Annotated in this window: 22 protein-coding genes and 1 pseudogene; 14 read left to right on the top strand and 9 right to left on the bottom strand. The window is 65.0% G+C overall.

The annotated features are described in order from the left end of the window. Positions 1-31: 31 nt before the first annotated feature. The 5 genes from CMO28_RS05975 to CMO28_RS05955 form a co-directional block, all read right to left on the bottom strand. Positions 32-1,705 (bottom strand): N,N-dimethylformamidase beta subunit family domain-containing protein, encoded by a 1,674-nt coding sequence (locus CMO28_RS05975; protein WP_296711073.1) that lies wholly within the window; start codon positions 1,703-1,705, stop codon positions 32-34. Further along, entirely contained in the window at positions 1,705-2,655 is a 951-nt protein-coding gene (locus CMO28_RS05970; protein ID WP_062765610.1) for an aminotransferase class IV, read from the bottom strand. Before CMO28_RS05970 ends, CMO28_RS05975 begins: the two co-directional genes overlap by 1 nt. 3 nt (positions 2,656-2,658) lie before the next feature. Continuing rightward, complete coding sequence (locus CMO28_RS05965) at positions 2,659-3,303, bottom strand: TetR/AcrR family transcriptional regulator (protein ID WP_296711069.1); 645 nt, start codon at positions 3,301-3,303, stop codon at positions 2,659-2,661. A gap of 174 nt (positions 3,304-3,477) precedes the next feature. Beyond that, positions 3,478-3,936: a GFA family protein gene (locus CMO28_RS05960; protein WP_296711067.1), complete on the bottom strand. Its 459-nt coding sequence runs from the start codon at positions 3,934-3,936 to the stop codon at positions 3,478-3,480. Positions 3,937-3,971: 35 nt separating this feature from the next. After that, entirely contained in the window at positions 3,972-5,603 is a 1,632-nt protein-coding gene (locus CMO28_RS05955) for an alpha-amylase family glycosyl hydrolase (RefSeq protein WP_296711063.1), read from the bottom strand. Positions 5,604-5,794: 191 nt separating this feature from the next. Between CMO28_RS05955 and CMO28_RS05950 the strand changes: the two genes are divergently transcribed. The 5 genes from CMO28_RS05950 (at position 5,795) to CMO28_RS05930 (ending at position 12,007) form a co-directional block, all read left to right on the top strand. Continuing rightward, a complete protein-coding gene (locus tag CMO28_RS05950) occupies positions 5,795-6,976 on the top strand; it encodes an NAD(P)H-dependent glycerol-3-phosphate dehydrogenase (RefSeq protein ID WP_062765599.1) in 1,182 nt (393 codons plus the stop codon). Beyond that, positions 6,976-7,698 carry an HAD-IIB family hydrolase gene (locus CMO28_RS05945; protein ID WP_296711061.1) on the top strand — a complete coding sequence of 241 codons (723 nt, stop codon included), beginning with the start codon at positions 6,976-6,978 and terminating at the stop codon, positions 7,696-7,698. Before CMO28_RS05950 ends, CMO28_RS05945 begins: the two co-directional genes overlap by 1 nt. Before the next feature lie 78 nt (positions 7,699-7,776). Further along, positions 7,777-9,297 (top strand): glucosylglycerol-phosphate synthase, encoded by a 1,521-nt coding sequence (ggpS, locus tag CMO28_RS05940; RefSeq protein WP_296711058.1) that lies wholly within the window; start codon positions 7,777-7,779, stop codon positions 9,295-9,297. A gap of 230 nt (positions 9,298-9,527) precedes the next feature. Continuing rightward, positions 9,528-10,280: a pyridoxine 5'-phosphate synthase gene (locus CMO28_RS05935; protein ID WP_296711053.1), complete on the top strand. Its 753-nt coding sequence runs from the start codon at positions 9,528-9,530 to the stop codon at positions 10,278-10,280. A gap of 143 nt (positions 10,281-10,423) precedes the next feature. Further along, entirely contained in the window at positions 10,424-12,007 is a 1,584-nt protein-coding gene (locus CMO28_RS05930; protein ID WP_296711051.1) for a Fic family protein, read from the top strand. 118 nt (positions 12,008-12,125) lie between these two features. Here the strand turns inward: CMO28_RS05930 and CMO28_RS05925 are convergent, their stop codons facing one another. Then, entirely contained in the window at positions 12,126-12,545 is a 420-nt protein-coding gene (locus CMO28_RS05925) for a hypothetical protein (RefSeq protein ID WP_296711049.1), read from the bottom strand. Positions 12,546-13,395: 850 nt separating this feature from the next. Between CMO28_RS05925 and cyoA the strand changes: the two genes are divergently transcribed. The 8 genes from cyoA to CMO28_RS05885 all read left to right on the top strand — a co-directional run bounded on the left by cyoA (position 13,396) and on the right by CMO28_RS05885 (position 21,673). Then, positions 13,396-14,586: a ubiquinol oxidase subunit II gene (gene cyoA / locus CMO28_RS05920; protein WP_322111299.1), complete on the top strand. Its 1,191-nt coding sequence runs from the start codon at positions 13,396-13,398 to the stop codon at positions 14,584-14,586. A gap of 18 nt (positions 14,587-14,604) precedes the next feature. Further along, positions 14,605-16,608, top strand: a complete 2,004-nt coding sequence (gene cyoB, locus CMO28_RS05915; protein ID WP_296711046.1) for a cytochrome o ubiquinol oxidase subunit I — start codon at positions 14,605-14,607, stop codon at positions 16,606-16,608. 4 nt (positions 16,609-16,612) lie between these two features. Then, positions 16,613-17,275, top strand: coding sequence for a cytochrome o ubiquinol oxidase subunit III (gene cyoC / locus CMO28_RS05910; RefSeq protein ID WP_014748222.1), 663 nt, complete (start codon positions 16,613-16,615; stop codon positions 17,273-17,275). Continuing rightward, complete coding sequence (cyoD, locus tag CMO28_RS05905) at positions 17,272-17,679, top strand: cytochrome o ubiquinol oxidase subunit IV (protein WP_296711041.1); 408 nt, start codon at positions 17,272-17,274, stop codon at positions 17,677-17,679. Before cyoC ends, cyoD begins: the two co-directional genes overlap by 4 nt. Before the next feature lie 98 nt (positions 17,680-17,777). Next, on the top strand, positions 17,778-18,470 hold the full coding sequence (locus tag CMO28_RS05900; protein ID WP_323755068.1) for an SURF1 family protein: 693 nt from the start codon (positions 17,778-17,780) through the stop codon (positions 18,468-18,470). 103 nt (positions 18,471-18,573) lie between these two features. After that, positions 18,574-19,341, top strand: a complete 768-nt coding sequence (locus CMO28_RS05895; protein ID WP_014748219.1) for a FadR/GntR family transcriptional regulator — start codon at positions 18,574-18,576, stop codon at positions 19,339-19,341. Between the two features lie 2 nt (positions 19,342-19,343). Beyond that, on the top strand, positions 19,344-20,534 hold the full coding sequence (locus CMO28_RS05890) for a CynX/NimT family MFS transporter (RefSeq protein ID WP_296711035.1): 1,191 nt from the start codon (positions 19,344-19,346) through the stop codon (positions 20,532-20,534). 131 nt (positions 20,535-20,665) lie between these two features. Continuing rightward, entirely contained in the window at positions 20,666-21,673 is a 1,008-nt protein-coding gene (locus tag CMO28_RS05885) for a CPBP family intramembrane glutamic endopeptidase (RefSeq protein ID WP_296711033.1), read from the top strand. A 90-nt stretch (positions 21,674-21,763) separates the two neighbouring features. Here the strand turns inward: CMO28_RS05885 and CMO28_RS05880 are convergent, their stop codons facing one another. Both CMO28_RS05880 and CMO28_RS05875 read right to left on the bottom strand, forming a co-directional pair. After that, positions 21,764-22,345, bottom strand: coding sequence for an SLATT domain-containing protein (locus CMO28_RS05880; protein ID WP_296711030.1), 582 nt, complete (start codon positions 22,343-22,345; stop codon positions 21,764-21,766). After that, the gene (locus CMO28_RS05875) at positions 22,335-23,651 is read right to left on the bottom strand and encodes an SMODS domain-containing nucleotidyltransferase (protein ID WP_296711028.1); all 1,317 of its coding nucleotides are present in this window, start codon (positions 23,649-23,651) and stop codon (positions 22,335-22,337) included. The genes CMO28_RS05880 and CMO28_RS05875 overlap by 11 nt, the downstream gene beginning before the upstream one ends. 685 nt (positions 23,652-24,336) lie before the next feature. On the opposite strand from CMO28_RS05875, the pseudogene CMO28_RS05870 reads away from it, so the two are divergent. Then, positions 24,337-24,501, top strand: a pseudogene (locus tag CMO28_RS05870) (addiction module antidote protein); the annotation flags it as partial. Between the two features lie 91 nt (positions 24,502-24,592). Here the strand turns inward: CMO28_RS05870 and CMO28_RS05865 are convergent. Beyond that, the gene (locus CMO28_RS05865) at positions 24,593-24,832 is read right to left on the bottom strand and encodes an MbtH family protein (protein ID WP_296711023.1); all 240 of its coding nucleotides are present in this window, start codon (positions 24,830-24,832) and stop codon (positions 24,593-24,595) included. Position 24,833 lies beyond the last annotated feature (1 nt).

Genomic DNA, 24,833 nt, shown 5'->3' with positions numbered 1-24,833 from the left:
TTTTCGTGAACCGGAGCGAAGGGAAGCGGCTTTAAGCGCCGGCCTCGCGCCCCCCACAGAACCGGTCCAGCACGTTGCGCGTCACCCGCTCGGTATAGGGGTCGCGGGTGATCAGCCCGTTGACCCATTCGCAGGTGCCGGCCGTGAAGACTTCGCCGGCGCCTTTGGTGAAATGCACCACCATGCCGCTGCCGCGGGCATGTTTGCGGAGGCTTTCCTCCGACGCATCGTCGGTCAGCAGCGCGGCGCGGAAGCGGGCGTCGGCATCGCCCAGCATCAGTGACCAGCCGTCCTCGGGTCGTCCGCCTTCGGCCAGGGTCGCCCAGCCCATGGCCAGGATCTGAAGGCCTTCCGGCGCACCGTCGGTGAAGGTGGGTTCCGGCAGGCCGTCGGTGAAGGTGTAGTCCAGCCCGTCCATTTCGAAGCCGAAGATATTGGCCTCGTCGCCGAACATGTCGGCATAGCAGAGGCCCGTGCCGGCAAAGGCCCAGTGTTCCGGCCGGAACACGGTGAAGCCGCGCGGTGCCCGCCGCGCCATCCCGCCGAAGGCGGCATAGATGCCGCGCAGCGCATTCACGCCGAAGGTTTCCGCCCCCGGCCGGCCGACCAGCGGGTCTTCCCAGGCGCTGGTGAGGCGGGTGGTGTCGCCCGACAGCCGGATCGGATCATGGCCGCGGGCATCGTATTTGTACGAAACCTGGCGGCGGAGATCGTCCTCCAGCCGGATCTGCCAGAGGAAATTGCCGGCGAAGCGCGCCACCCTGCCGCCGCGCGCGACATAGCCGTCCACCGTGTCGCGCATTTCGGCCGACCAGTATTCGTCATGGCCCACGAAGACCGCGCAGTCATAGCCGTCCAGTGCCGCCGGGTCGGCATGGATGTCTTCCTGGGTCAGCACATCGACCCGATAGCCGGCCTGTTCCGCCCAGATCAGGAAGGGCCGCTCGTAAGAGGCCCAGCCGGCGAGCGCGTAATACTTGGTGAAGCCGTGCAGGAAAGCCCATTCCACGCAGTCATAGCGCGCCGGACCGGGCGCGCGCGGGCGGATCGCGTTCACCGATCGCGGCGCCCCTTCGGGCAGGTGGATCTGGCCGCGCGCCCAGGGTCGTTGGGTCGAGAGGATGGGGGAGCGGCCGCGCGGACGTTCGGGGTCCATGCCGTAATAGTGATTGGCGCCGCCCCAGTCGTTATAGGCCGACCAGGTGCCGGTGGCCGCGACCAGGGCGATGCCGCCCGCGGGCCCGGGATTGCGGATCACCACCAGATGATGGCCGAGCGGCAGGGCCTCCGGGTCGGCCGCGTCGCGGATCTCGATCAGATAGCCGCCGGGGGCCAGATCGGCAGGGATGGTCCAGTCATGGGCCACCGGCCAGTCGCAGCCGGTCTCCCAGGCCCGCGCGGGCACGGCATGAAAGCCGGGCTCCAGCGGCCCGATATCGGCCGCGAGCCGTGGCGCCGCCCCCTCGCGCAGGATGTGCAGGCGAACCGCCTTGCGGGTCGAGGACATATGCAGCCGCACCGTTTCTCCCGGCCGGTAGCTCCGCCGGTCGGAATAGCACCAGGCGGCGGCCGGTCCGTCCGGCTCGGGGCGTTCCGCCCAGAGTTCGCGGGCGCCGTTGCGCGGCCCCGAAAACGGTTGCGCGCGCAGATCGCCGCCGGGGCGGTCGCCCCGTGCGGATCCGGAACCGGTTGCCCCCGTGCTCATCAGGCGGCCTCCAGCCCGGCGGTTGCGTCCAGCGGCAGCACCGGCGTTGCATAGCGCGGATCGGCATGGGCCGCCCAATAGGCATCGTAAAGCCGCATGGTCACGGGGCCCGGCCGGTCATTGCCCAGGATCCGGCCGCCGACGCGCGATACCGGCATCACCCCGCCGGCGGTGGTGGTGGTGAAGACCTCGTCGGCCTCGTCCAGCATCTCGCGCGTGATCGGCGCCACCCGGCCTTCCAGGCCCAGCCCGTCGCACAGCTCCAGCACCGTCTTGCGGGTGATGCCCTGCAGCGCGCCGCGATCGGGGGTCAGCACCCGGTCGCCCGAAACGATGAAGACGTTGAAGCCCGGCCCCTCGGTCAGGAAACCGTCGCGGTCGAACAGGATCGCGGTGTCATAGCCCTCGTCATGGGCCTCCAGCAGGCCCGAGGTCAGGTCGTTCCACTGATAGTTCTTGACCGTGGGGTCGACCGAGGCGTCGGGCACGCGTGGTGTGCCGGCGATCCAGAGATGCGCGCCGCGGGCCTGCACGTCCTTGGGGATCACGTCGATCCAGGGGATGGCATAGGCGATCAGATGGTTGTCGCAGTCTTCCGGGCGGCGCGAGCCCGCAACCCGCGGCCGGCCGCGCGAACAGGCCATGGCGACATAGGCATGGGACAGCCCCGCCAGCGCCACACAGCGATGCAGGATCGCCTCGATCGCCGCCCGGTCCTCGGCCGGCTTCAGCCGGCGGCGGGCCATGGCCCGCTCGAAGCGGTCCAGATGGTCCTGCAGGCGGAAAAAGGCGCCGTCATGGACATGGACCACGTCATAGACCACGTCCGACCGGGTGAAGCCCCAGTCGGTGACGGGCAGGACGGCCTCGTCCATCGGCACGAAACGGCCGCGGACCCAGGCGGCGCCGCCGGCGAAGCGGCCGGTCCCGGTCTCGTTCTGATCAGTCATGGCTCAACCCCCCAGGGGATGGACGCGCTTGGGCGTGTTCTCGGCAATGTAGAGGCGCAGATAGGCGATGCGGGCGCGGAGCGATTCCCCGGCCATCTCGGGCGTCACATCGCCGTCGCGGGCGAAAGACAGCGCCCAGATCGCATCGCCGATGGTCATGGAGACGGGCAGGGCGCGGGCCAGCTCGTCGCTGTCGGGCACCACGAAATGGCGCAGCAGCCGGTCATACTGGATCTCGCCGATCTGCCGGTTGGCGGACAGATCGGCCGATCGGATCTGCCAGCCGCTTTCCGGCCCCAGCAGCAGCCGCATCGCCACCGGATGGCTGCGATAGAAATCGAGCGCCCGGTCGCAATGGATGCGGAACAGATCGGTCCAGGCTTCCAGCCGGTCGTGATCGACCTCCTCTTCGGCCAGAACCTCGAACTTCTCCATATACCGCCGGGCCAGCTCGAACAGCAGCACCCGCGTGTTGGGAAAGTAGTGGTACAGAGAGGCCGGCGGCACGCCTGCCGCCGCCGCCACTTCGGGCAGGCTGATTTCGGTGGTGCCCCGCTGCTGGAGCACGCTTTCCGCCGCGTCGAGAATGCTCTCGAAACGCAGCCTTCCGCGCCGCTGTCTGGGCGCGTCTGCGACCGTCGACGTCATCCGGCTCCCCCCGAACTGAAGTCGATCCGATTCCATGTGAAGAAGAGCCTAGCGTGAGATCCTGAGGCACTCAAGCCGGTAAATTCGAATTGATTCGAGTTTTGTGGCGCGGGTGCCGGGGCCATAAAAAAGGCGGCCCCCGCCGGGCCGCCTTGAAGCTGCCGGTAGCGGCCGTCAGGATCCGGGCGCCGCCGCCGTGCCGGCGAATTCGGCCAGCAGGGCCGGATAGGCCTCCATCGGCGGGAAGCCCGGATAGCTGTGGGTGGCGGGGGTGGTGGCCCAGGGGAGTTTGTCCGCGGTCCAGGTTTCCATGAACGGGCGGAAGCCGGCCGCATCGGCCAGCAGGGTGGCGCGCACGTTCACCAGCTCGTCCATGCCGTCGGGGCGGGTGAACAGCCAGCTGGCGCAGTCCGGGCAGAAATGATGCGTGGCCATCTGCCCCACCCGCCGCGCCACCGGCGTGCCCGAGGTCACCCGGAAGCGGTCGGAAAGATAAAGGCTGCTGAGCGAAAAGGCGCTGCCGGTCATGTGCTGGCATTCATGGCAATGGCAGGCCATGGTGATCAGCGGCCGGCCTTCGACCTCGAAGGTCACCGCGCCGCAGCGGCAGGTTCCGGGAATTTTATCATCCATCTCGCATTTCCCGTTTCGGGGGTGGGGGGGCAGGCTCAGTCGCGCAGCCAGGCGAAAACCGCACCATAGGGCGGCAGGGTGACGCGGTCACCCTCCACCCAGCCGAGCGCCAGGCGGTGATCCTCGTCCACCTCGTCCACCTCGCCCGCCAGTGCCACCGATCCGCCGCGGCCGGCCAGTTCGATCGCCACCATCAGCCGGCGGCCGTTCAGGCTGCGCACCAGGCAGATCATGTGCTCGGTGGCCTCGACGATGTCGATGTCGCCGGCCACAAGCTCGGGCCGGGCCTTGCGCCAGCGCAGGAAATGGCGGGTGAAGGACAGCACCGATTGCGGGTCGGCCGCCTGGGCCGCCACCGCCCTCAGCAGATGGTCGTTGGGGATCGGCAGCCAGCCATCGACGGTGGAAAAGCCGGCATGGCGGTCGCCATCCTCCCAGGGCATCGGCGTGCGGCAGCCGTCGCGGCCGGCGAAATCGGGGAAGAAGTTGAGCCCGTAAGGATCCTTCAGCTGTTCATAGGGCACGTCCGCCTCGGGCAGGCCCAGTTCCTCGCCCTGATAGAGGAAGACCGTGCCGCGCAGCGAACATAGCAGCGCGATCAGGGCCTTGGCGAATTCCGGCGGCGCATCCCGCCCGCCCCAGCGCGAGACCACCCGCTCGACATCATGGTTGCTGAACGCCCAGCTGGGCCAGCCGTCGCGCCCCGGCCGACCGTCGATGCCGTCGGCATGGAAGGCGTCGACCGCACCGGTCACATGGCGTGGATCGAATTCCGGGCCGAGCAGCGCGAAGGAATAGGCGGTATGAAGCGGCGCCTTCGGCCCGGCATAGTCGCGCATCACCTTCAGGCTGTCGTCGTCGGCGATCTCTGCGATCAGCAGAATATCACCGTATTCATCGGTGAGCGCGCGCAGGCGCCTGAGGAACCCAAGGGTTTCAGGTTGTGATTTATTATAAAGATGCCGCTGATAGTTGTATGGATTGGACGGCGTCACCGCCTCGGTCGGCGGTATGTCGTCGGGGCGCGGCGGGTTGTTTCGCAATTGCGGGTCATGGGTCAGGCAGTTGCAGGCATCCAGCCGGAAGCCGTCGACGCCGCGGTTCAGCCAGAAGCGACATTCGTCGAGCAGGGCATCCTGCACCGCGGGCAGGTGCAGGTTCAGATCGGGCTGATCGGTCAGGAAGTTGTGCAGGTAGTATTGCCGTCGCCGGGGTTCCCAGGTCCAGGCACTGCCGCCGAACATCGACAGCCAGTTGTTGGGCGGCGTGCCGTCGGGGCGCGGATCGGCCCAGACATACCAGTCGGCGCGGGCATTTTCGCGGCTGCGCCGGCTTTCCTGAAACCAGCGGTGGCGCTGCGAGGTATGGCTCAACACCATGTCGATCACGACCTTGAGCCCCAGCCGGTGCGCCTCTGCCAGCATCACATCGAAATCGTCGAGCGTTCCGAATAGCGGGTCGACTTCCCGATAGTTCTCGACGTCATAGCCGAAATCAGCCATCGGGGACTTGAAGAAGGGCGAAATCCAGACGGCGTCCACGCCCAATGCCGCCAGGTGCGCCAATCGTCTGGTAACACCCGGAAGATCACCGACACCATCCCCGTTCGTATCCTGGAAGCTGCGCGGATACACCTGATAGATCACCGCACCTCGCCACCATTGCATAGGCTCGTCCCTTCGCTGTCGCGCCCGCTGGCGCATCGTGATATGATCATAGCGTTTGATGCGTGCGTTTCACGCGTCCTTTGGCGGTTTTCCGCGGGACACCCTTCATTCCGCTGCAGCGCAGCATATATCTATGACCAACGTGCCGGTTCGATCGGCGCGACCGACAACAACGAGGGAGCATCATCGCGGTGAGTATCGAGGAGAGCAGCAACGCTCCGGAGCCCGTGCCCGTCATCACCCCGTTCCGGCGGGTGGCGGTGATCGGCGGCGGGGCCTGGGGCAGCGCGCTCGCAATGGTGGCGGAACGGGCGGGGCGTGAGACCCGTCTGTGGATCCGCGAAGCCGAGGCCGTGGCGGCGATCCGCGCCGGCGGCCGCAATCCCTTTCTTCCAGACCACGACATGCCGGCCGGGATTTCCGTCACCGGCGACATGGGGCAGGCGCTCGACGGCGCCGATCTGGCCCTGCTGGTCATCCCCTCGCAATTCCTGCGGGCGATGGCGGCAGAGGTGGAGCGCCATGCCGCACCGGGCATGCCGGTCGTGATCTGCAGCAAGGGGATCGAACGCGACACCGGCCTGCTGATGACCCAGGTGATCGCCGAGGTCATGCCCGGCCGTCCCCAGGCGGTGCTCTCCGGCCCCAGTTTCGCGGCCGAGGTGGCCGAGGGCCAGCCCACCGCCGTCACCATCGCCTCGGCCGATGTTCAGCCGCTGGACGATGACGAGGACGGGCCGCTCGACCCTGAAAGCATGGGGGCGGCGCTGGTCGCCTCGCTGGCGGCGCGGGTGGCGGTGACGCTGGGCACCACCAGTTTCCGGCCCTATCTCTCCGACGACCTCACCGGGGTCGAGGTCGGCGGCGCGGTCAAGAACGTGCTCGCCATCGCCTGCGGCATCGCCGCCGGGCGGGGGCTCGGCTCCAATCCGCGCGCGGCGATCATCACCCGCGGGCTGGCCGAGCTGAAGCGGCTGGCCCAGGCGCTGGGCGGCCGGCGCGAGACCGTCACCGGTCTTGCCGGCATCGGCGATCTGACGCTCACCTGCTCCAGCGAGCAGTCGCGCAACTTCACCTTCGGCCTGGCGCTGGGCCGAGGTGCCACGCCCGACGAGGCGCTGGCCGGCAAGTCGGCTGTGGTCGAAGGGGCCGTGAATGCCGAGACCGTCACCGCGCTGGCCCGCAGGCTGGGCGTCGAGATGCCGATCTCGGAAGCGGTACACGCCATCATCCGGGGCCGGCTCGACATCGATGCCGCGATGACCGCCCTGCTCACCCGCCCGATCCGGGCCGAAAGCCGCGCGCTGGAGCCGGTGGTCGCGATCGACCACCCCGCCACCCGCGCGAGCGATCTCGAGACGACGGACGCCTGATGACCGAACACAAGCTGATACTCGCAACCGACCTCGATGGCACCTTCCTCGGGGGCTCGGACGAAGACCGGCGCGCGCTCTATCAGGCGCTTCAGGCCCGGAACGACGCGCTGCTGATCTTCGTGACCGGCCGCGATCTGGGCTTCATCCGCGAACTGGTCGCCGAACCCGGCATGCCGCATCCCGATTTCGTGATCGGCGATGTGGGGACCACCGTGGTCGCCGGCCGCGATTTCCGGGTGGTCGACGAGGTACAGGCGCCGATCGCCCGGGCCTGGAACGATGCGGGCGAGCGGGTCAAGGCCATGCTGTCGGGGGAGCCCGGCATCCGGCTGCAGCCCACGCCGTTCGAGCGGCGGGTGAGCTATTGGTACGAGCCGGCCGAGCTTGAAACCGCCACCCTCGACAAGATCGCGGCCGCCGGGTTCGACTGGCTGCTCTCGGCCGATACCTTTCTGGACGTGCTGCCCAAGGGGGTGGCCAAGGGGCCGACCCTGCTGCAGCTGGTCGAAACCCTCAACCTGCCGGCCGATCGGGTTCTGGTCGCCGGCGACACGCTGAACGACCTCTCGCTGTTCGAAACCGGACTGAAAGGGGTGGCGGTCGGCAATTCCGAGCCGCGCCTCGTTGAGCAGCTGACCGACAAGCCCTGGGTTTACCGGAGCACCGGCCACGGTGCCGCCGGCATCGCCGAGGCGATCCGCCATTTCGGCCTCGACTGAGCCCGCGGGTGCCTGCCGGTGCCGGCAGAACCCGCCCGCCCCCAGCCGGGACCGCAACCGAGATCGAAAGGGACAGGGATGAACCGCAAGTCATCGCTCGTGATCGTCTATCACCGTCAGCCCTATGAGGAAGAGGTGGTCGGCGACCGCGTCGTCTATCGTGAAAACAAGAGCCCGAACGGGATCGTTCCGACGCTGAAGAGCTTTTTCGGCCGCGTGCCCGAAGGCAAGGGCGCGTGGGTGGCCTGGAAACAGGTCAGCCCCAAGCGCAAGGAAAGCTTCGAGCGGGTGATCGATATCGAGGACAGCTATGGCCGGTATTCGGTCTCGCGGCTGCCGCTGACCGCCGACCAGGTCAGGATGTTCTACCACGTCACCTCGAAAGAGGCGCTGTGGCCGATCCTGCATTCCTTCCCCTGGCTGTTCCGCTACGACACCACCGACTGGAACACCTTCCGCGAGGTGAACTGGCTGTTCGCCGAGGCGGCGGCCGCCCAGGCCGAGGATGATGCGCTGGTCTGGGTGCACGACTACAATCTCTGGCTGGTGCCCGGCTATCTGCGCCGGATCAAGCCCAGCCTGAAGATCGCCTTCTTCCACCACACCCCTTTCCCGGGGCCGGATGTGTTCAACATTCTGCCCTGGCGCGAGGAGATCGTGGACAGCCTGCTGGCCTGCGATCTGGTCGGCTTCCACATTCCGCGCTATGCCAAGAACTTCGCCGATGTCGCGCGTGCGCTGCGCGATGTGGAGGTAGAGGCGACCACGCGGGTCGAAGAGGGCATGTCGCCCTCGGGTCTGGCGCTGTCGGAACCCGAAGTGCCGGTGGCGGTGCGCCACAAGGGCCACAAGGTCGGCATCGATGCCTTCCCGGTGGGCACCAACCCGAATTTCGTCGCCAAGGTGCTCGACACCGAGGCCAACCAGACGCTTCAGTCGGAAATCGAGGAGGAACTCCGCGACCGCCGGCTGATCGTGGCGGTGGGCCGCACCGACTATACCAAGGGCATCCGCGAGACCCTGCAGGCCTTCGAACGCCTGCTGGAACGCCGGCCGGAGCTGCACACCAAGGTCAAGCTGATGGTGGTGTCGGTTCAGGCCGCCACCGGCATGCGGATCTATCGTGACACCCAGCGCGAGGTTGAGGCCCTGGTCGGGCGGATCAACGGCCGCTTCTCGACCCTTGGCTGGACGCCGATCCTGCTGTTCTCGAACGCCATCCCCTTCGACAAGCTGATCGCCTATTACCGCCGCGCCGATGTCTGCGTGATCACGCCGCTGCGTGACGGGCTGAACCTGGTCGCCAAGGAATATGTGGCGGCCAAGCGCGGCCAGGAAGGCGCGCTGGTGCTGTCGGAATTCACCGGCTGCGCGGTGGAATTCCCGCAGGCGATCCTGACCAACCCCTATTCGGACCGGGCGATGGATGCCGCCCTCGACCAGGCGCTCGACATGGCGCCCGACGAGGCGCGGGCGCGCATGGCTTCGATGTACGAAACCGTGCGCCGCTACGATGTCGCCCGCTGGGCCGATCATACCTTCGAGCGGTTTGATGAAATCGGCACGCCCGACGAACCGCCGGCGCTGAAGGCGGTGTGACCGGGCGTCATGCCTGCGCGGGCAGGTGCTGACGGCTGCGGTTCAGGCTGAAGAAATTTCGCTGAACAATCGGTCGCGGGCGCCGGCCTTCCGGATATATCCTGTCCCCCGCCCCGCCGGCCCGGCGCTTTTGCTGCCAGGGCAGGCGGGGCGTGTTTTCGCCCGGGTGCATGTTTTCGCCCGGGTGACCGGCATGGGGTGCATGTGCGAACGACAGGGGACGGCGGCCAATGACCACCAAGCTCAGCGTCAATCTCAACAAGGTGGCGCTGCTCCGCAATCAGCGCGACAACGGCTATCCCGATGTGCTGGCGACGGCGAAGCGGGTGCTGCGCGCCGGCGCCCATGGCATCACCATCCATCCCCGACCGGACGAGCGCCATATCCGGCGCAGCGATGTGATGGACCTGGCCGGGCTGTTCGCGACCGACCTGCCCGAGGTGATCGGCGCCGAGTTCAACATCGAAGGCTACCCGTCGGGAGATTTCGCCGAGCTGGTCAACCAGGTCCGCCCGCATCAGGTGACGCTGGTCCCCGACGCGCCGGGGGCGCGCACCTCGGAAGAGGGCTGGGATTTCGACAGCCGGGCCGAAGAACTCGCCCGCGGCATCGATCTGGTGCGGCCCTCGGGCGCGCGCATCGCCGTGTTCATCAACCCCGACCCCAAGGCCCCGGCCGCGGCGAAGGCGCTGGGGGCCGACCGGGTGGAGATGTATACCGGCATCTACGCCATGGCCTGGGACCGCCCGGATTTCGAACCCGCCGCCGCCTATGTGGCCGCCACCGCCCAGGCCGCCGCGCAAGCCGGGATCGGCCTCAATGCCGGCCATGACCTGAACCTGGTCAACCTCGCCGACTTCCTGTCGCGCGCGCCTGGCTGCCTGGAAGTCTCCATCGGCCACGCCATCACCGCCGAAGCACTGGACTATGGCTGGGACGAGACGGTGCGGCGGTATCTGGACATCATTGATGGGATAGGGTGAGCGGACACCCATGGCATCATCAGATTTGCGCAGAAGGCCCGCGGTATAAACGATTTTGCGCAGGCGTAAACGGCGGATAGGGTTTCGGGTCGGGGCATTGCTGTTCCAGCGCAGCCTGCCGCCGCACCGGCTGGAGGTCTGCTATGCCTGATGTCGTGGATGACCCTGTCGGCGCTGCCTGGCTGATGCGGCATTACGGCATCGCCCTGCCAGGCCGGCTTCGGGTGACCAGCCGGATCGGCGGGCGGCGGATGACGCAGACCGACGGCGTCGTGTCCCGCGAAACCTGGGTCGAGGCGATGCGGCCGGCGCCCCATCCGGCCGCTCATCTTCAGTTTCATCTGCGCCACGAGGTGCCGCATCTGGACTTTCTGGCGCGGCTGTTCACGGCAAGCGGGCCCGACATCGTCCAGAACTGGGTGGCGGAAGAGCCGACCGGGCGCTATGCGCGTCGCGCGGCCTTTCTCTACGAGTGGCTGACCGGGCGTATGCTGCAGGTCCCGCCTCGATCCGGCGGCAATTATGTCGATGCGATCGATGCGGCGGGCCTGGTCGCGGCATCGCCCGATCAAGTACAGAAGGTGGCGCGCTGGCGGGTGAACGACAACCTGCCGGGCACGCGGCATTTCTGTCCGATCCTGGTTCGGACGCCTGCCATGGTGCAGGCGGCGGCGCTGGACGTTTCGGCACTTTTCAAAGATCTGGTGGCCGAATTCGGCGAAGATCTGCTGATGCGCGCGGCGGCCTGGCTGACTCTCAGGGAAAGCCGGTCGAGTTTTGCGATCGAGGGCGAGGCCGATAAGGCGACGCGGATCCAGCGCTTTGCGGATGTCATGGCCCGGCGCACGGGGCAGGGGGGTGTGCCGCTCGACGATGCCGCCCTGGCTCTGTTGCAGCGCGAGATCCTGGGAGAAAAGACCGTGATCGGCCGCTTCGGCCTGCGCCAGTCACCGGTCTTCATCGGCGAGACCTCGCGCTATCAGAACCTCGTCCACTATGTGGCCCCGCCCGCCGAAGACCTGGTCCCGATGCTCGACGGGCTGCGCAGTTTCCTGGTGAAGACCGCTGGTCAGTCGCCGGTGATGCGGGCGGCGGTCGCCGCCTTCGGCTTCGTCTATATCCATCCGCTCGCCGACGGCAACGGCCGTGTCCATCGCTTCCTGATCAACGACCTGCTGCGGCGCGACGGCACGATCCCCGCTCCGGTTATCCTGCCGGTCTCGGCCGTCATCACCGATGATCCCGGCGAACGACGCGCCTATGATCAGGTGCTGGACGAGGTCTCGGCGCCGCTGATGCAGGCGATGCGCGATCAGATCAGCTTCCGGCCGACCGGGGCCATGTACCCGGATGGCATCGTCTCGGATATCGAAATCAATGATCCCGACATGGCCCGGCCCTCCTGGCGCTACCCGGATCTGGCCCCGCATGTCGTGTTCCTGGCCCGGATCCTGGACCGCACGATCAGGGAACGGATGCGGGCGGAGGCCCGCGACCTCCGCCGCCACGCCCGGGCGCGCGCGGCGCTGAAGGAGGTGGTGGAGATGCCCGATCCCCAGGCGGACCGCGTGCTGCGCACGATCGAGCAGCACCAGGGCAGGCTCAGCAACGCCCTTACTCGCGAGATGCCGGTGCTGGGCGAGCCGGGAGTGTGGGAGGAGGTGGTGGCGGCAGTGATGCGGGTTTGGGGGGAGGAGGATGATGCGGCCGCAGGCACGCGTGTTTAGGGGCGTATGGAGGGCTCGGTGCAGTCCGTGATGCGGCTGGCGTGCAAGATGGACTTATCGTCGCTTTGCTCGCGATCTGCCAAGCCGCCCCTGGCCTCATCTGCCCGGCTGTCTGTGATCAGTAAATGATCTGGTGGATATCCGTAGCGGATTGGATGGTCTTGTCGTGCTGCCCCTGCGGGTTCAGAACGTGCTGAATCCTGTTTGCGGCAGGGCCGTCATATCCCCGAACCAGCCTGGCCAGACATTGAAGCCGTTCGCAGTCGACGCCGAAGCGCTGCCAGTCGTGGACGACACGCTTGGGCAGGCGATCCCAGAAACCGATCATGTTCAGATCTGCGACGGCCACCAGCAACTCATCCTGCCCGTCGGCCGTCTCCAGCGGCAGGCCGCGCAGGAACGCCCCGAAGCGATCGAACACCTGCCCCCTCAGTTCGGGGGTATCCAGGGCCTCGGCGAGCTTGCGGCGTTCGCTGGGGCGCAGGCGGGCAAAGCTGAGACGTGCCAGCCTGTTCACGACGTCTTCAGGCGTCAGCATCTATTCTCCATCTTATAGAAGACTCATGTCACTTATGTGGTGATGCTTGTGTCTGACTCTGGTGCCCGTGTCCAATTCTGTACCTGCCATCCTCTGTTTAACATCTCTACTGTCCTCCCGGCCTCCGCCGGGATGACGGTGGAGGGGTCATACAGAGGCAGGTAAGTAAGGTCGAGGATATGAGTGCCTGAAGATAAGAAATGATATGCGTTCTCTGAGGATGTCGCCAGGGTGGTGGTGTAAATTTAGGACGTGGAAGGCTCATGCAGGGCCGGGGCGACAGCTAAAATCTGCATAAATGTGAGATTATGAAATTCTTTGATGATTTAATTGTCCTATGTATTTCGTGCGAAACGGTTGCGCTGAAGTCGGCCATATCTCCATCTTTAAACGGCCGTCCAGACCCGACCAATGACCCATCACCCTCCCCCCGGTTGACCATCCCCCGCCATTCCCGCCCGCAGCCCCCGCCGCAAGGGGAGGCGCCGTCGTCGGTCAAGTGCCCCTGTCGCCGCATGCCGGGGCGCGCCCGTGCGGTCTGCGGATATGCGCGCCGTTGACCGCACTGAAATTTCGTTCTGCGATAAATAACTTATCCATAAGAGACGCAGACGCCGCCGCAGGCCCTTCGCATCCGCGATGCGCCAATATGTCGCACTGCATCTACGGGCCCTGCAGAGTCTTGGGAACCATATAGGTTCCAGGCCGCACAGCAGGCCATGAGACCAGAGGTTGGTCAGGATGGCCGACCTTCGCTTTTGCCTTCGGCAGGGGCGAGTCCTATGATGCGCGCCGCAATGGTCCGTTGTTGCGCCGCACAAAAGTGACACCCTATCCCATGAGTACTGTCTTGAGCCGGATCCGCGTCCTGTCCACCCTGCCTCTCATGGCGTTGTTGGGCGGTTGTAATCTCGTCCTGATCAATCCGTCTGGTGACATTGCGTCGCAGCAGAGGGACCTCATCCTTCTGTCGACCGTGCTGATTTTGCTGGTGATCGTGCCGGTCATGCTTCTGACCGTGTTGTTCGCCTGGCGATACCGGCAGTCCAACAAGAACGCCCGCTACGAGCCCGAGTGGAGCCATTCCACGAAGATCGAGCTGGCGGTCTGGGGCGCACCGCTGGTGATCATCCTGTGCCTGGGCACGGTGACCTGGATCAGCACCCACGCGCTCGACCCCTACAAGCCGCTCGACCGCATCGGCCCCGATCAGCCGGTCGCCGCCGATGTGACGCCGCTGGAGGTCGAGGTGGTCGCGCTCGACTGGAAGTGGCTGTTCATCTATCCCGAATACGGGATCGCCAGCGTCAACGAGATGGCGGCGCCGGTCGACCGGCCGATCACCTTCAGGATCACCGCCTCGTCGGTGATGAACTCGTTCTTCGTGCCGGCGCTGGCGGGCCAGATCTATGCCATGCCGGGCATGCAGACCAAGCTGCACGCGGTGATCAACAAGCCGGGCACCTTCGATGGCTTCTCGGCCAATTACAGCGGCGCCGGCTTCTCGGGCATGCGCTTCAAGTTCCACGGCCTGTCGCAGGACGAGTTCGCGGGCTGGGTCTCCACCGTGCGCGCGTCGGGCCAGACGCTCGACGGGCCGACCTATCTGACCCTGGAACGGCCGAGCGAGAACGTGCCGGTCATGCACTACGCCCATGCCGACCCCAAGCTCTATGACCGCATCCTCAACATGTGCGTCGAGCCGGGCAAGATGTGCATGGGGGAGATGATGGCGATCGACGACCGCGGCGGCCTCGGCATCGCGGGCATCAACAACGTCATCCCGGTGGCCTCGCTCGAATACGACAAGACCGGTCGCCGCGGTGCGGTGTTCGGCCCCGAGCCGGTCTATGTCGCCGCGCTCTGCACCACCGACGACCCGATCGGCGTTCGCGCCGGCGGCCCTGCCGCTCCGCTGCCGGCCATCAATGCCCCGGTCATCAATGCCAACAACAACCAGGACGTGAGTCCGGCCCCGAAGGCGGTGTCGTTGCTGACCCCGGCCCCCGAGACCGGCGTGCCCGGCCCCGCCAATTCCTGACCTGAGACTCCGGTAATCATGTCTGAACAAACCGCAGGGACGTCGTTCCTCCTCGGCCGGCTGAGCCTGGACTCACTGCCGCTCCACGAGCCGATCGTGGTTGGAACGTTCATCGCGGTCGCCCTCGGCGGCCTCGCCCTCTTCGCCGTCCTCACCCGCTACCGCCTGTGGGGCTACCTCTGGAAGGAGTGGTTCACCACGGTGGACCACAAGCGCATCGGCATCATGTACATGGTGCTGGGCATCATCATGCTGCTGCGTGGCTTTGCCGACGCGATCATGATGCGCCTCCAGCAGGCCATCGCCTTCAACGGCAGCGAAGGCTATCTCAACGCCCATCATTACGACCAGGTCTTCACGGCCCACGGCGTGATCATGATCTTCTTCGTGGCGATGCCCATCGTCACGGGTCTCATGAACTACATCGTGCCGCTGCAGATCGGCGCCCGCGACGTGTCGTTCCCGTTCCTGAACAATTTCAGCTTCTGGATGACGACCGGCGGCGCGGTCCTGATCATGATGTCGCTGTTCGTGGGTGAATTCGCCCAGACCGGCTGGCTGGCCTATCCGCCGCTGTCGAACATCGCCTACAGCCCGAATGTCGGCGTCGACTACTATATCTGGGCCCTGCAGATCGCGGGCGTCGGCACATTGCTGTCGGGCGTGAACCTGATCTGCACCATCGTGAAGATGCGCGCGCCCGGCATGACCATGATGAAGATGCCGGTCTTCACCTGGACCGCGCTCTGCACCAACGTGCTGATCGTCGCCGCCTTCCCGATCCTGACCGCCGTTCTGGCTCTGCTGTCGCTCGACCGTTACGTGGGGACCAATTTCTTCACGAACGACTTCGGCGGCAACCCGATGATGTACGTCAACCTCATCTGGATCTGGGGCCATCCCGAGGTCTACATCCTGATCCTGCCGATGTTCGGCGTGTTCTCGGAGGTCACCGCGACCTTCTGCGGCAAGCGCCTGTTCGGCTACAAGTCGATGGTCTATGCGACCGTCGCCATCACCGTCCTCTCCTACATCGTCTGGCTGCATCACTTCTTCACGATGGGCTCGGGCGCCAGCGTGAATGCCTTCTTCGGCATCACCACCATGATCATCTCGATCCCGACGGGCGCGAAGATGTTCAACTGGCTGTTCACCATGTATCACGGCCGCATCCGTTTCGAGCTGCCGATGATGTGGACGGTCGCCTTCATGCTGACCTTCGTGATCGGCGGCATGACCGGCGTGCTGCTGGCGGTGCCGCCGGCGGACTTCTCGCTGCACAACAGCCTGTTCCTGATCGCCCATTTCCATAACGTCATCATCGGCGGCGTGCTGTTCGGCGCCTTCGCCGCCATCGCCTACTGGTTCCCGAAGACCTTCGGCTTCAAGCTCGACGTCTTCTGGGGCAAGGTCTCGTTCTGGCTGTGGGTGGTGGGCTTCTACTTCGCCTTCATGCCGCTCTACGTGCTGGGCCTGATGGGCGTCACCCGCCGCATGCGGGTCTTCGACGACCCGTCGCTGCAGATCTGGTTCGTGATCGCCGCCCTGGGTGCGGTGATGATCGCGGGCGGCATCGCCGCCTTCCTGATCCAGATCGCGGTCAGCGTCCGCAACCGCAACAAGCTGCGCGACACCACCGGCGACCCCTGGGATGCGCGCACGCTGGAATGGGCGACCTCGTCGCCGCCGCCGGACTACAACTTCGCCTTCACGCCGGTCATCTACGATCGTGATGCCTGGTGGGATATGAAGCAGAACGGCTATCAGCGTCCGCAGATGGGCTTCCGCTCGATCCACATGCCCAAGAACACCGGCGCCGGCATCATCCTGGCGGGGCTCAGCGTCGTGCTCGGCGTGGCGCTCATCTGGTACATCTGGTGGCTGGCGGCGGTGTCCTTCGTGGCGCTGATCGGGTCGGCGATCTATCACACCTTCAACTACAACCGCGACTTCCACATCCCGGTCGAAACCGTGGAGAAGACGGAAGCCGAGCGGACCCGCCAGCTCGCGGTTCAGGGGTGACGACATGACTGCAACCGTTCACGGCGCCCCCTCCGCTTCGGGTCGTCCGGCCTCGGGCCGGGCCGCAAAGGCCCGCCCGTTCTACCTGGAAGAAGAGCACGCGCACGCCGAAGGCAGCAGCACGTATCTCGGCTTCTGGATCTACCTGATGAGCGACTGCCTGATCTTTGCGGCGCTCTTCGCGGTCTATGCCGTGCTCGGTGGCAATTATGCCGCCGGGCCGGCGCCCCGCGACCTGTTCGACCTGGAGCTGGTGGCGCTCAACACCACCATGCTGCTGCTCTCGTCCATCACCTACGGCTTCGCCATGATCTCGATGGAGAAGCGCAAGGTGGCCGAGACCCAGATGTGGCTGGGGATCACGGGGCTCTTCGGCCTCGCCTTCCTCTCGATCGAACTTTACGAGTTCGCGCATCTGATCCATATCGGTGCCACGCCGCAGCGCAGCGCCTTCCTGTCGGCCTTCTTCACCCTGGTCGGCACCCATGGCCTGCACGTCACCTTCGGCACCATCTGGCTGGTGACGCTGATGGTTCAGGTCTCGAAGCGCGGCCTGGTTCCGGCCAACCGCCGCCGCCTGATGTGCCTCAGCATGTTCTGGCACTTCCTCGACGTCGTGTGGATCGGCGTCTTCACCTTCGTCTATCTGATGGGGATGCTGCGATGAGCGCGGAGCTGAACAGCCTGCACGGCGCCAACGTCCACGGGCAGGCCCACGGGCACGCCCACGAAGACGATCACGGCGCGGGCCACGCCTCTTTCAGCGGCTATATGAAGGGGTTCATCCTCTCCGTCATCCTGACGGCGATCCCCTTCTGGCTGGTGATGGGCGGCGTGATCGAAGACGCCCAGACCACGGCCGTGGTGATCATGGCCTTCGCGGCCGTGCAGATCGTGGTCCATATGGTCTACTTCCTGCACATGAACCTCAGCTCCGAGGGCGGCTGGAACATGCTGTCCCTCACCTTCACCGTCATCATCGTGGCGATCACCCTCGCCGGGTCCATGTGGGTCATGTACCATCTGAACACCAACATGATGCCGGTCCACGACATGAGCCAGCTGCCGTGACCAAGCCGAAAGGCGACATCACGCCGGAAGGGGGGCGTCCCGAAAAGGGGGCCCCTCCCGGCAGGCGGCGCGGCCGCAGGACGGGGACGCTCATTCTGGTGGGCGTCCTCTTTCTCATTGGCATTGCCGGTGGGCTGGCGCTCGGCATCTGGCAGGTGGAGCGCCGGGCCTGGAAGCATGATCTGATCGCGCGCGTCGATGCCCGCATCCATCAGGATCCGGTCGCGGCCCCGGGTCCTGATGCCTGGTCCCGGATCACCCGCGACGGCGACGAATATCGCCGCGTGGCGCTTGCCGGCCGCTTCCTGAACGACCGCGAGACCCTGGTCCGCGCCACCACCGATCTCGGCGCCGGCTATTGGGTGGTGACGCCCTTCACCGACGATCGCGGCTTCACCGTGCTGGTCAATCGCGGCTTCGTCCCGCCCGAGCGGAAAGACCCCGCCAACCGCGCCGCCGGCCAGATCGACACCGACACCAGGGTCATCGGCCTGATGCGGATCACCGAACCCGGCGGCGGCTTTCTGCGCGAGAACGACCCGGCGGCGGAGGCCTGGTATTCCCGTGACGTTGCGGCGATCGCCCGGGCCCGCGGGCTGACGGAGGTCGCACCCTATTTCGTCGATGCCGCGGAAACCGCCCCCGGCGGCTATCCCGTGGGCGGGCTCACGAAAGTCAGCTTCCCCGACAGCCATCTGGTCTATGCGCTCACCTGGTTCACGCTCGCCCTGATGTCGGCGGCGGGTGCGGTGTCTCTCCTCCGCTCCGAGATCCGGCGGCGGCGCGGCTGAGGGCGGCCTGTCAGGCCGCCCATTTTCGCCCCCATTCCCGCTCGCATCCCGGCCCGAAACATCGGATGATCGGCTGAACCGATGTCAGCGGAGCCTGCCCCCCATGTCCAGCCTCGGCGCCGTCGCCCGGCGCAGCCTCGTCGATGCCGCGATCGAGCGGCTGCGTGCCCAGATCGGCCGGGATGGCTGGGGGGCAGGGGACAGGATTCCGCCGGAACCCGAGCTGGCCCAGGCGCTGGGCGTCGGCCGCGGCACGGTGCGCGAGGCCGTGCGGGCGCTCGCTTATCTGGGCCTGCTGGAGGTCCGCCAGGGCGACGGCACCTATGTCCGGGCGGTCGACGAGCCGGCCGACGCCCTGCGCCGGGTTGCCAATGCCGGGCTGCGCGATCATCTGGAGCTGCGCGCGGCGCTGGAGGTGGAGGCGGCGCGGCTCGCGGCGCTCCGCGTGACGCCCGACAGCCTGGCCCGCATCGACCGTGCCCTGGCCGCCCGCGGTCTGGTCGAGCCGGCCCCAAGTGATCCCGCCGCCTTCGAGACCTATCTGGAACAGGACATCGCCTTCCACCTGTCGGTGGCAGAGGCTGCCGGCAATGCGGCGCTCGCCGAACTCTATGGCTGGTTCACCAATCAGCTGCGCCGCTATCTGCGCATCTCGCTCGCCGATCGGAGCCTGCCGGAGCCGAGCCTCGCCGCCCATGTCGCGGTGCGCGATGCCATCGCGGCGCGCGATCCCGACCGGGCGGCGCAGGCGGCACGCGACCTGCTGGCGCCGCTGATGGCGGTGGTCGAAGGCCGGTTGTCCGACCCGTCTTCGCCCCCGAAAGCCTCCCGTACCAAGCCCCTCCGCACACTGAAAGCCCCCGGTCTGTGACCATGTCCACCTCGTCCCCGCGATCCTCTGCCGCCGTCAGCCGCGGTGCCGCGCTGCTGCTGATCGTCGCCATCGTGCTGGTGGCGCTGAACCTGCGCCCGGCGCTCACCAGCATCGGGCCGCTGCTCGGCACCGTCTCCGCCGCGCTCGGCCTCGACAGCGCCACCGCCAGCCTGGTCACCACCCTGCCGGTGATGTGCCTGGGCCTGTTCGGCCCGGCAGCCCCCATGCTCGCTCGCCGCATCGGCGTGCCGGCCGCCGCGGTGGTGGCGCTGGTGATGATTGCGGTGGGCGTGGTGCTGCGTGGCTTCTTCGGGCCCACCGGCCTGTTCGCCGGCTCGCTCTTGGGCGGTGCCGGCATCGGCATTGCCGGGGTCCTGCTGCCGGGCGTTGTAAAACAGGCCTTCCCTGACAAGGCAGGGTTGCTGACCGGCATCTACACCATGGCGCTCTGCGGCGGTGCCGCGATCGCCGCCGGGGTCACCGCGCCGATTGCCGAGGCCAGCGGCAGCTGGGCGGTGGCGCTGGGGGTCTGGGCGATCCCGGCGCTGCTCGCCGCGGCGGTCTGGTGGCCGGCGGCGCGCCATCTCGACACCCGGGCGGGGCACCGGCCCCATACCGGCACGCGGCTGCTGACCTCGCCGCTCGCCTGGTCGATCACGCTGTTCATGGGCCTGCAAAGCTCGCTCGCCTATTCGGTGTTCGGCTGGCTGCCCAGCATTCTGCAGGATCGTGGCGTCAGCGTGGTGATGTCGGGCCTCGTGGTGTCGGTGTCGCTGCTGGTGCAGACGGTCTCGGCGCTGTTCGTGCCCGTGCTGGCGGCCCGGCGGCGCAATCAGCAGCTCTGGGTGCTGGCGATCATGGCCTGCACGATTTCGGGCATGCTCGGCATGATGTGGGGGCCGGTTGCGACCATGTGGCCCTGGGCGGTGGTGCTGGGCATCGGCCAGGGCGGCTGTTTCGCGCTGGCGCTGGTGATGATCGTGCTGCGGTCGGGCGATGCGATGACGGCGGCCCGGCTTTCCGGCATGGCCCAGTCGGTGGGCTACACGCTTGCGGCACTCGGGCCGCTCGCCATCGGCCTGATCCACGAACTCACCGGCGGCTGGTCGCTGGTCGCCTGGCTGCTCAGCGGCATCGGCCTGGTCGCCCTGGTCAACGGCCTGATCGCCGCTCGCGACCGCACGTTGTGAACCTTTAGAAAAGATTGCGCATCGATAGTCACTCCGTGATGCAGATCGCCACAACCTGGTGATAGAGTGGGCACCCGAGAGGGGGAGGCCGGGCCGTGCAGGCCGGCCGGAGGGATCAGGAAGGGGTGCCCATGACCGCCAGCGAGAAGACCAGCACCGCATCGGCAGGGGCTGCCGCATCCGGCTCTGCCGTAACCGGTTCTGCCGTAACCGGTTCTGCCGCAACCGGTTCAGCAGGCGGCCCCGGCCCGGCCGCTCCGTCCAATGCCTATCTCGACATGGGCCGCCTCGGCCGCAGCAGCGAGGTGATCTATGGCATCGGGCTGATCATCATCTTCCTGGTGGTGCCGCTGGGCGCCGCCCAGGTGATCGGCCCGATCCAGGCCTGGGCGATCAGCACCTACGGCCCCCCCGATGCCATGGTCAACCTGTTCGCGACCACGGCCAATATCGTGGGCTTCCTGATCTGGATGGCGATGTTCCCGATCTGGATCCTGGGCGTCTTTCTGGTGGTCCGGCTGCTCAACCAGCGGCCGTTCATGACCCTGATCTCGCCGACGCGCACCTATAATCTGAAGCTGGTCGGCCTCGCCTTCGTGATCTATCTGCCGCTGGTGACGCTGTCCTCGCTCGCCGGCATCTGGCTCGCCGGCCAGCCGGTGACCTTCAACTTCGTGTTCGAACCGGCAGGCTGGATCGCGGGCCTGGCCCTCGGCCTCGTGCTCTACCTGATCCAGGCGACCTCCGACGAACTGGTCTTCCGCGCCTATCCCCTCCAGGGCGTCTACGCCGTGATCGGCCGCCCGGTGGTCGCCGCCATCGGCGCTGCGCTGATCTTCTCCCTCTACCATTACAGCCCCGCCAACACGCCCGAAACCTATGCCAGCCTGTTCATCGCCGGCCTGTTCGCGGCGGCGCTGACGGTCAAGGCCCAGCGCCTGGAACCGGCGATCGGCGTCCACCTCGCCAACAACCTGTCGCTGTTCTCCATCGTCCAGAACCCCGAAGTCACCCCGGCCGAACCGATCTGGCGCCTGGCCGAACCGGTGGGCATGAGCTGGGCGCTGGTGGCGACGGCGATTGTCGCGGCGGTGGTGTTCTGGGTGGTGTTTTTTGGGGTTTGGGGGAGGAGGGGGTGAGTTGTTAGCTATGCTCCGGGTCTGAAGCGTTACCTTTCTTTCCGGTTGCTCAGGTCGCTAACGCCTCTAGAAAATATATCTCCGTTGATTTCAGTGCTGCTCGACTGCTTTCGGCCGACCCCCCGAACGCTTCAATGACAATGGCAGGAAACAGTCGATCTCATCGGCGCTGAACGTCAGGTCTTCCATCTTTTGCAGTCGCTTCTGAGCTTCGATGTAGGCCTTCCCGTTTGTTTGTGGAGCAGCCTGATATAGCGCGGCCAGCATTGTCTGTAGCTCATCGCGACGTTCGACAGCAGTCTGTCGATCAAGTGTTGGTAGATCTGTAAGAAGCGAAAAATAGCATTCCCGCACATTCCATAGTTTAGCGGCCGCCTCGCGGTGCTTTTGTGCCGTAGAGCCCAGATCAAAATTCTTCAAGTATGTCGTTACCAATAAAGTAAGGAATGACACCAAGGCCGTTATAAATTCAACCCATTCTTCGTTTGTTATAATCGCGCCAACTGCGCTTGTGCTTGTGAGTGCAGTGAGAACAATCTGGAGGATTTTGTAGCGATTGAGCCTTTTGGCGCAGTTATCGGCCATACGCTCGTGCGTCTTGTGCGTGTAGACGACCCTGCCGAAACACTCTCGGATCTGATCTTCGAGGGTGATGTCATAATCAGGTTGCATCGTCGTCTACCTCGGAGCTTATGGGGACGCGAATGCCGTCCCGTGCGACAACCACTCCGTTCAAAACCGCATAACATTCGACACGATGATCACCGTGAAAATCAGTGCTTTCGCGCTGCTCCCGGGAGCCACTGTCCCGGAAAATCTGGCCACGTATCATATCGCGGCGCTCAGCCTCGGCACCACGATTTAGTACTTTCCAGTAGATGTCAACCTCGGGAGGAAGATCGGAGCTATCCGTTATGAAAAAGCGGAGCCTTTTCTTGCGTCGAAGAATGCCGCGGCGTTCGAGAAGGTCGAGCAAGAGCGTCGGGCGGAAGCCATTCTGGATCACCTCGCAATCGATCTGCATGTCATAACGCACATCCACTGGAAAGCGGTCTTCAATAAACTCTTCCGTATCGCGGAATACAGCTTTAGAGAATGCTGCTTCGTTTGTCGATTTAGACACTGGGGCGGGATAGCCATTTCCAAAAACGTCGCGCCACTTCTGGCGTTCATTGGCTTGTCCACTCGCCTCGATAGCTTTAAGGCAGAGTTCATGCGCCTTTTGGGCTTCTTTCTCGAATCTCTTTTTGACCCGTACGCGCTGCCTGCTGCCGAGAGCGGCGTATTCGGACTGCTTTGGTTGCTCAGACAAAAATTTGAAAAAATCACGGCACATAAAATCGTAATACAGATAACTTTTTGTATCGTATGTGTCGGTGGATTCGAGGAAATTGTAGGCGAGTGTATCGATCAGTAGGCCACCCATCGCTACACCGTGCTTGTTTTTCCAAGCTCGCGTCATTTTGCACAGGCGACGTAGATTTCGGTTCTTTCGAATATTTGCTAATGTCATCTCGTCGAGTTCGGCATGTGGTTTAGTTATTTTCCACGAACCACCCTTCGCCGTGTCCGGATATTTGTAGCTTCCATCCAATTGTCGAAAAGCGGGCATTACCTCAATGTGAAAATCCGTATAGAGAACCTGTACCACCAATCTATCGACCTTTACCGCCGTCGATGGATAACGCGCCTTGATCGCGTCTTTGATGTCGCGAAGGAGTGCATAGTGGCCATTGTCTTTGTAGGTATCCCATTTTCCGGCAGGAACGACGTAGATCATGTCTAAGTCAGAAATGCCTTTTATCGCCGTCCAACGTCCATAAGAGCCGACTTGTAAGCTATTGGCCGTTTTTGAATCCGTATCGCGAAATTTTTTATTGAGAGCGGCTGTGATTTCGCCATAGCGAAGCGAAATACTGGCTTCGTTGTTGACTTTTATGTTGTCGAGAAATGTCTGGAAGTCGTCTGCGATACCCACTGTGCCTCCGATCGGCTGAAGGGACGATGTGCTCGGTCATTTAAGTTGGACGAAATTTTTTTCTATTCTGTACTCATATGGACGTCGTCGTCAAACCTCATGAAGCGAATATCCCGCAAAAAATTTGCATCAGACATTCCAGGTTTGGCAATAGCAGCAGCGCTGAACATCTTTCGGAGATGTTTTTATTTATTGACTTCCCCTTAGGACAAAACCCAACGTGCCTCACGAAAATGAGATCGTCATGCGATTCCAGTGGCCTGCAACCACGAGGAACACGATGTCTCAGCTTTTCTGGCCGTCGGACGAACAGTGGGCGCAGCTTGAGCCGCATGTGCCTAAGAACCCGACGAATGCCCGGCGTGGGGATGACCGGGCAATTTGCTCTAGAAGCCATCGCCTCATGAGGCGAGGCATGCGCCATGGCCTTGATCTGTGGGCTGGCGGTTATTACGGTTCGGAAGATCCGGAGAGCCCATCGCCGTGTCCCATGTCGCTGGCGGCAGTTCCAAGTTCAAACTGTCGAACGATGCGGCCTTCTCGAAGGGAATTGCATGACGTGGCGGGCCTTCACGTCGATCCTCCCGCGCGTGTGCAGGGCCTTTCGATCAGCGAAAAAACGGCGATGAAGCGTCACCGGCCCGCGACACCGCCAAGACGTTCGCCAAAGAATAGAGTAACCAGGATGGCCGAAACCCTCACCACCTACGACCCCGCCGCCGCACTGGTCGATGACGACGAAATCGCTGCCTTCATCGCCGATGCCGTCGAAACCGGCGATGCGGCCTATGTCGCAAAGGCGCTCGGCGTTGTTGCCCACGTCAGGGGCATGACGGAAATGGCCGGGAAAAAGCATCGGCCACCGGCCAGCGCGGGCGGCCCGTTCGGGCCGGGGCCCGCATAAAAGCGGGGCACGGCGTCACATTGCCCCGCCCTAAACCTCACCTCTCCTCCGCCTGCCGCCGCCGCTCATCCTCCTCCATCTTCTTCCGCAGACTAAGCGGCCGCATATCCGTCCAGACTTCCTTGATATAGTCCAGGCACTCCGCCTTCGGGCCCTGTTTGCCGGCCTTGTTCCAGCCGAGCGGCAGGTCCCGGTCGGCGGGCCAGATCGAATACTGTTCCTCGTGGTTCACGACCACTTCATAGATCGTACGGTCTTCTTCGTCGTCCCAGCTCATC

This window comes from Tistrella sp. (assembly GCF_002684955.1).
Taxonomy (GTDB): domain Bacteria; phylum Pseudomonadota; class Alphaproteobacteria; order Tistrellales; family Tistrellaceae; genus Tistrella; species Tistrella mobilis.
The sequence above is the reverse complement of the archived record's forward strand: the minus strand, read 5'-3'. Positions and strand labels throughout refer to the sequence as shown.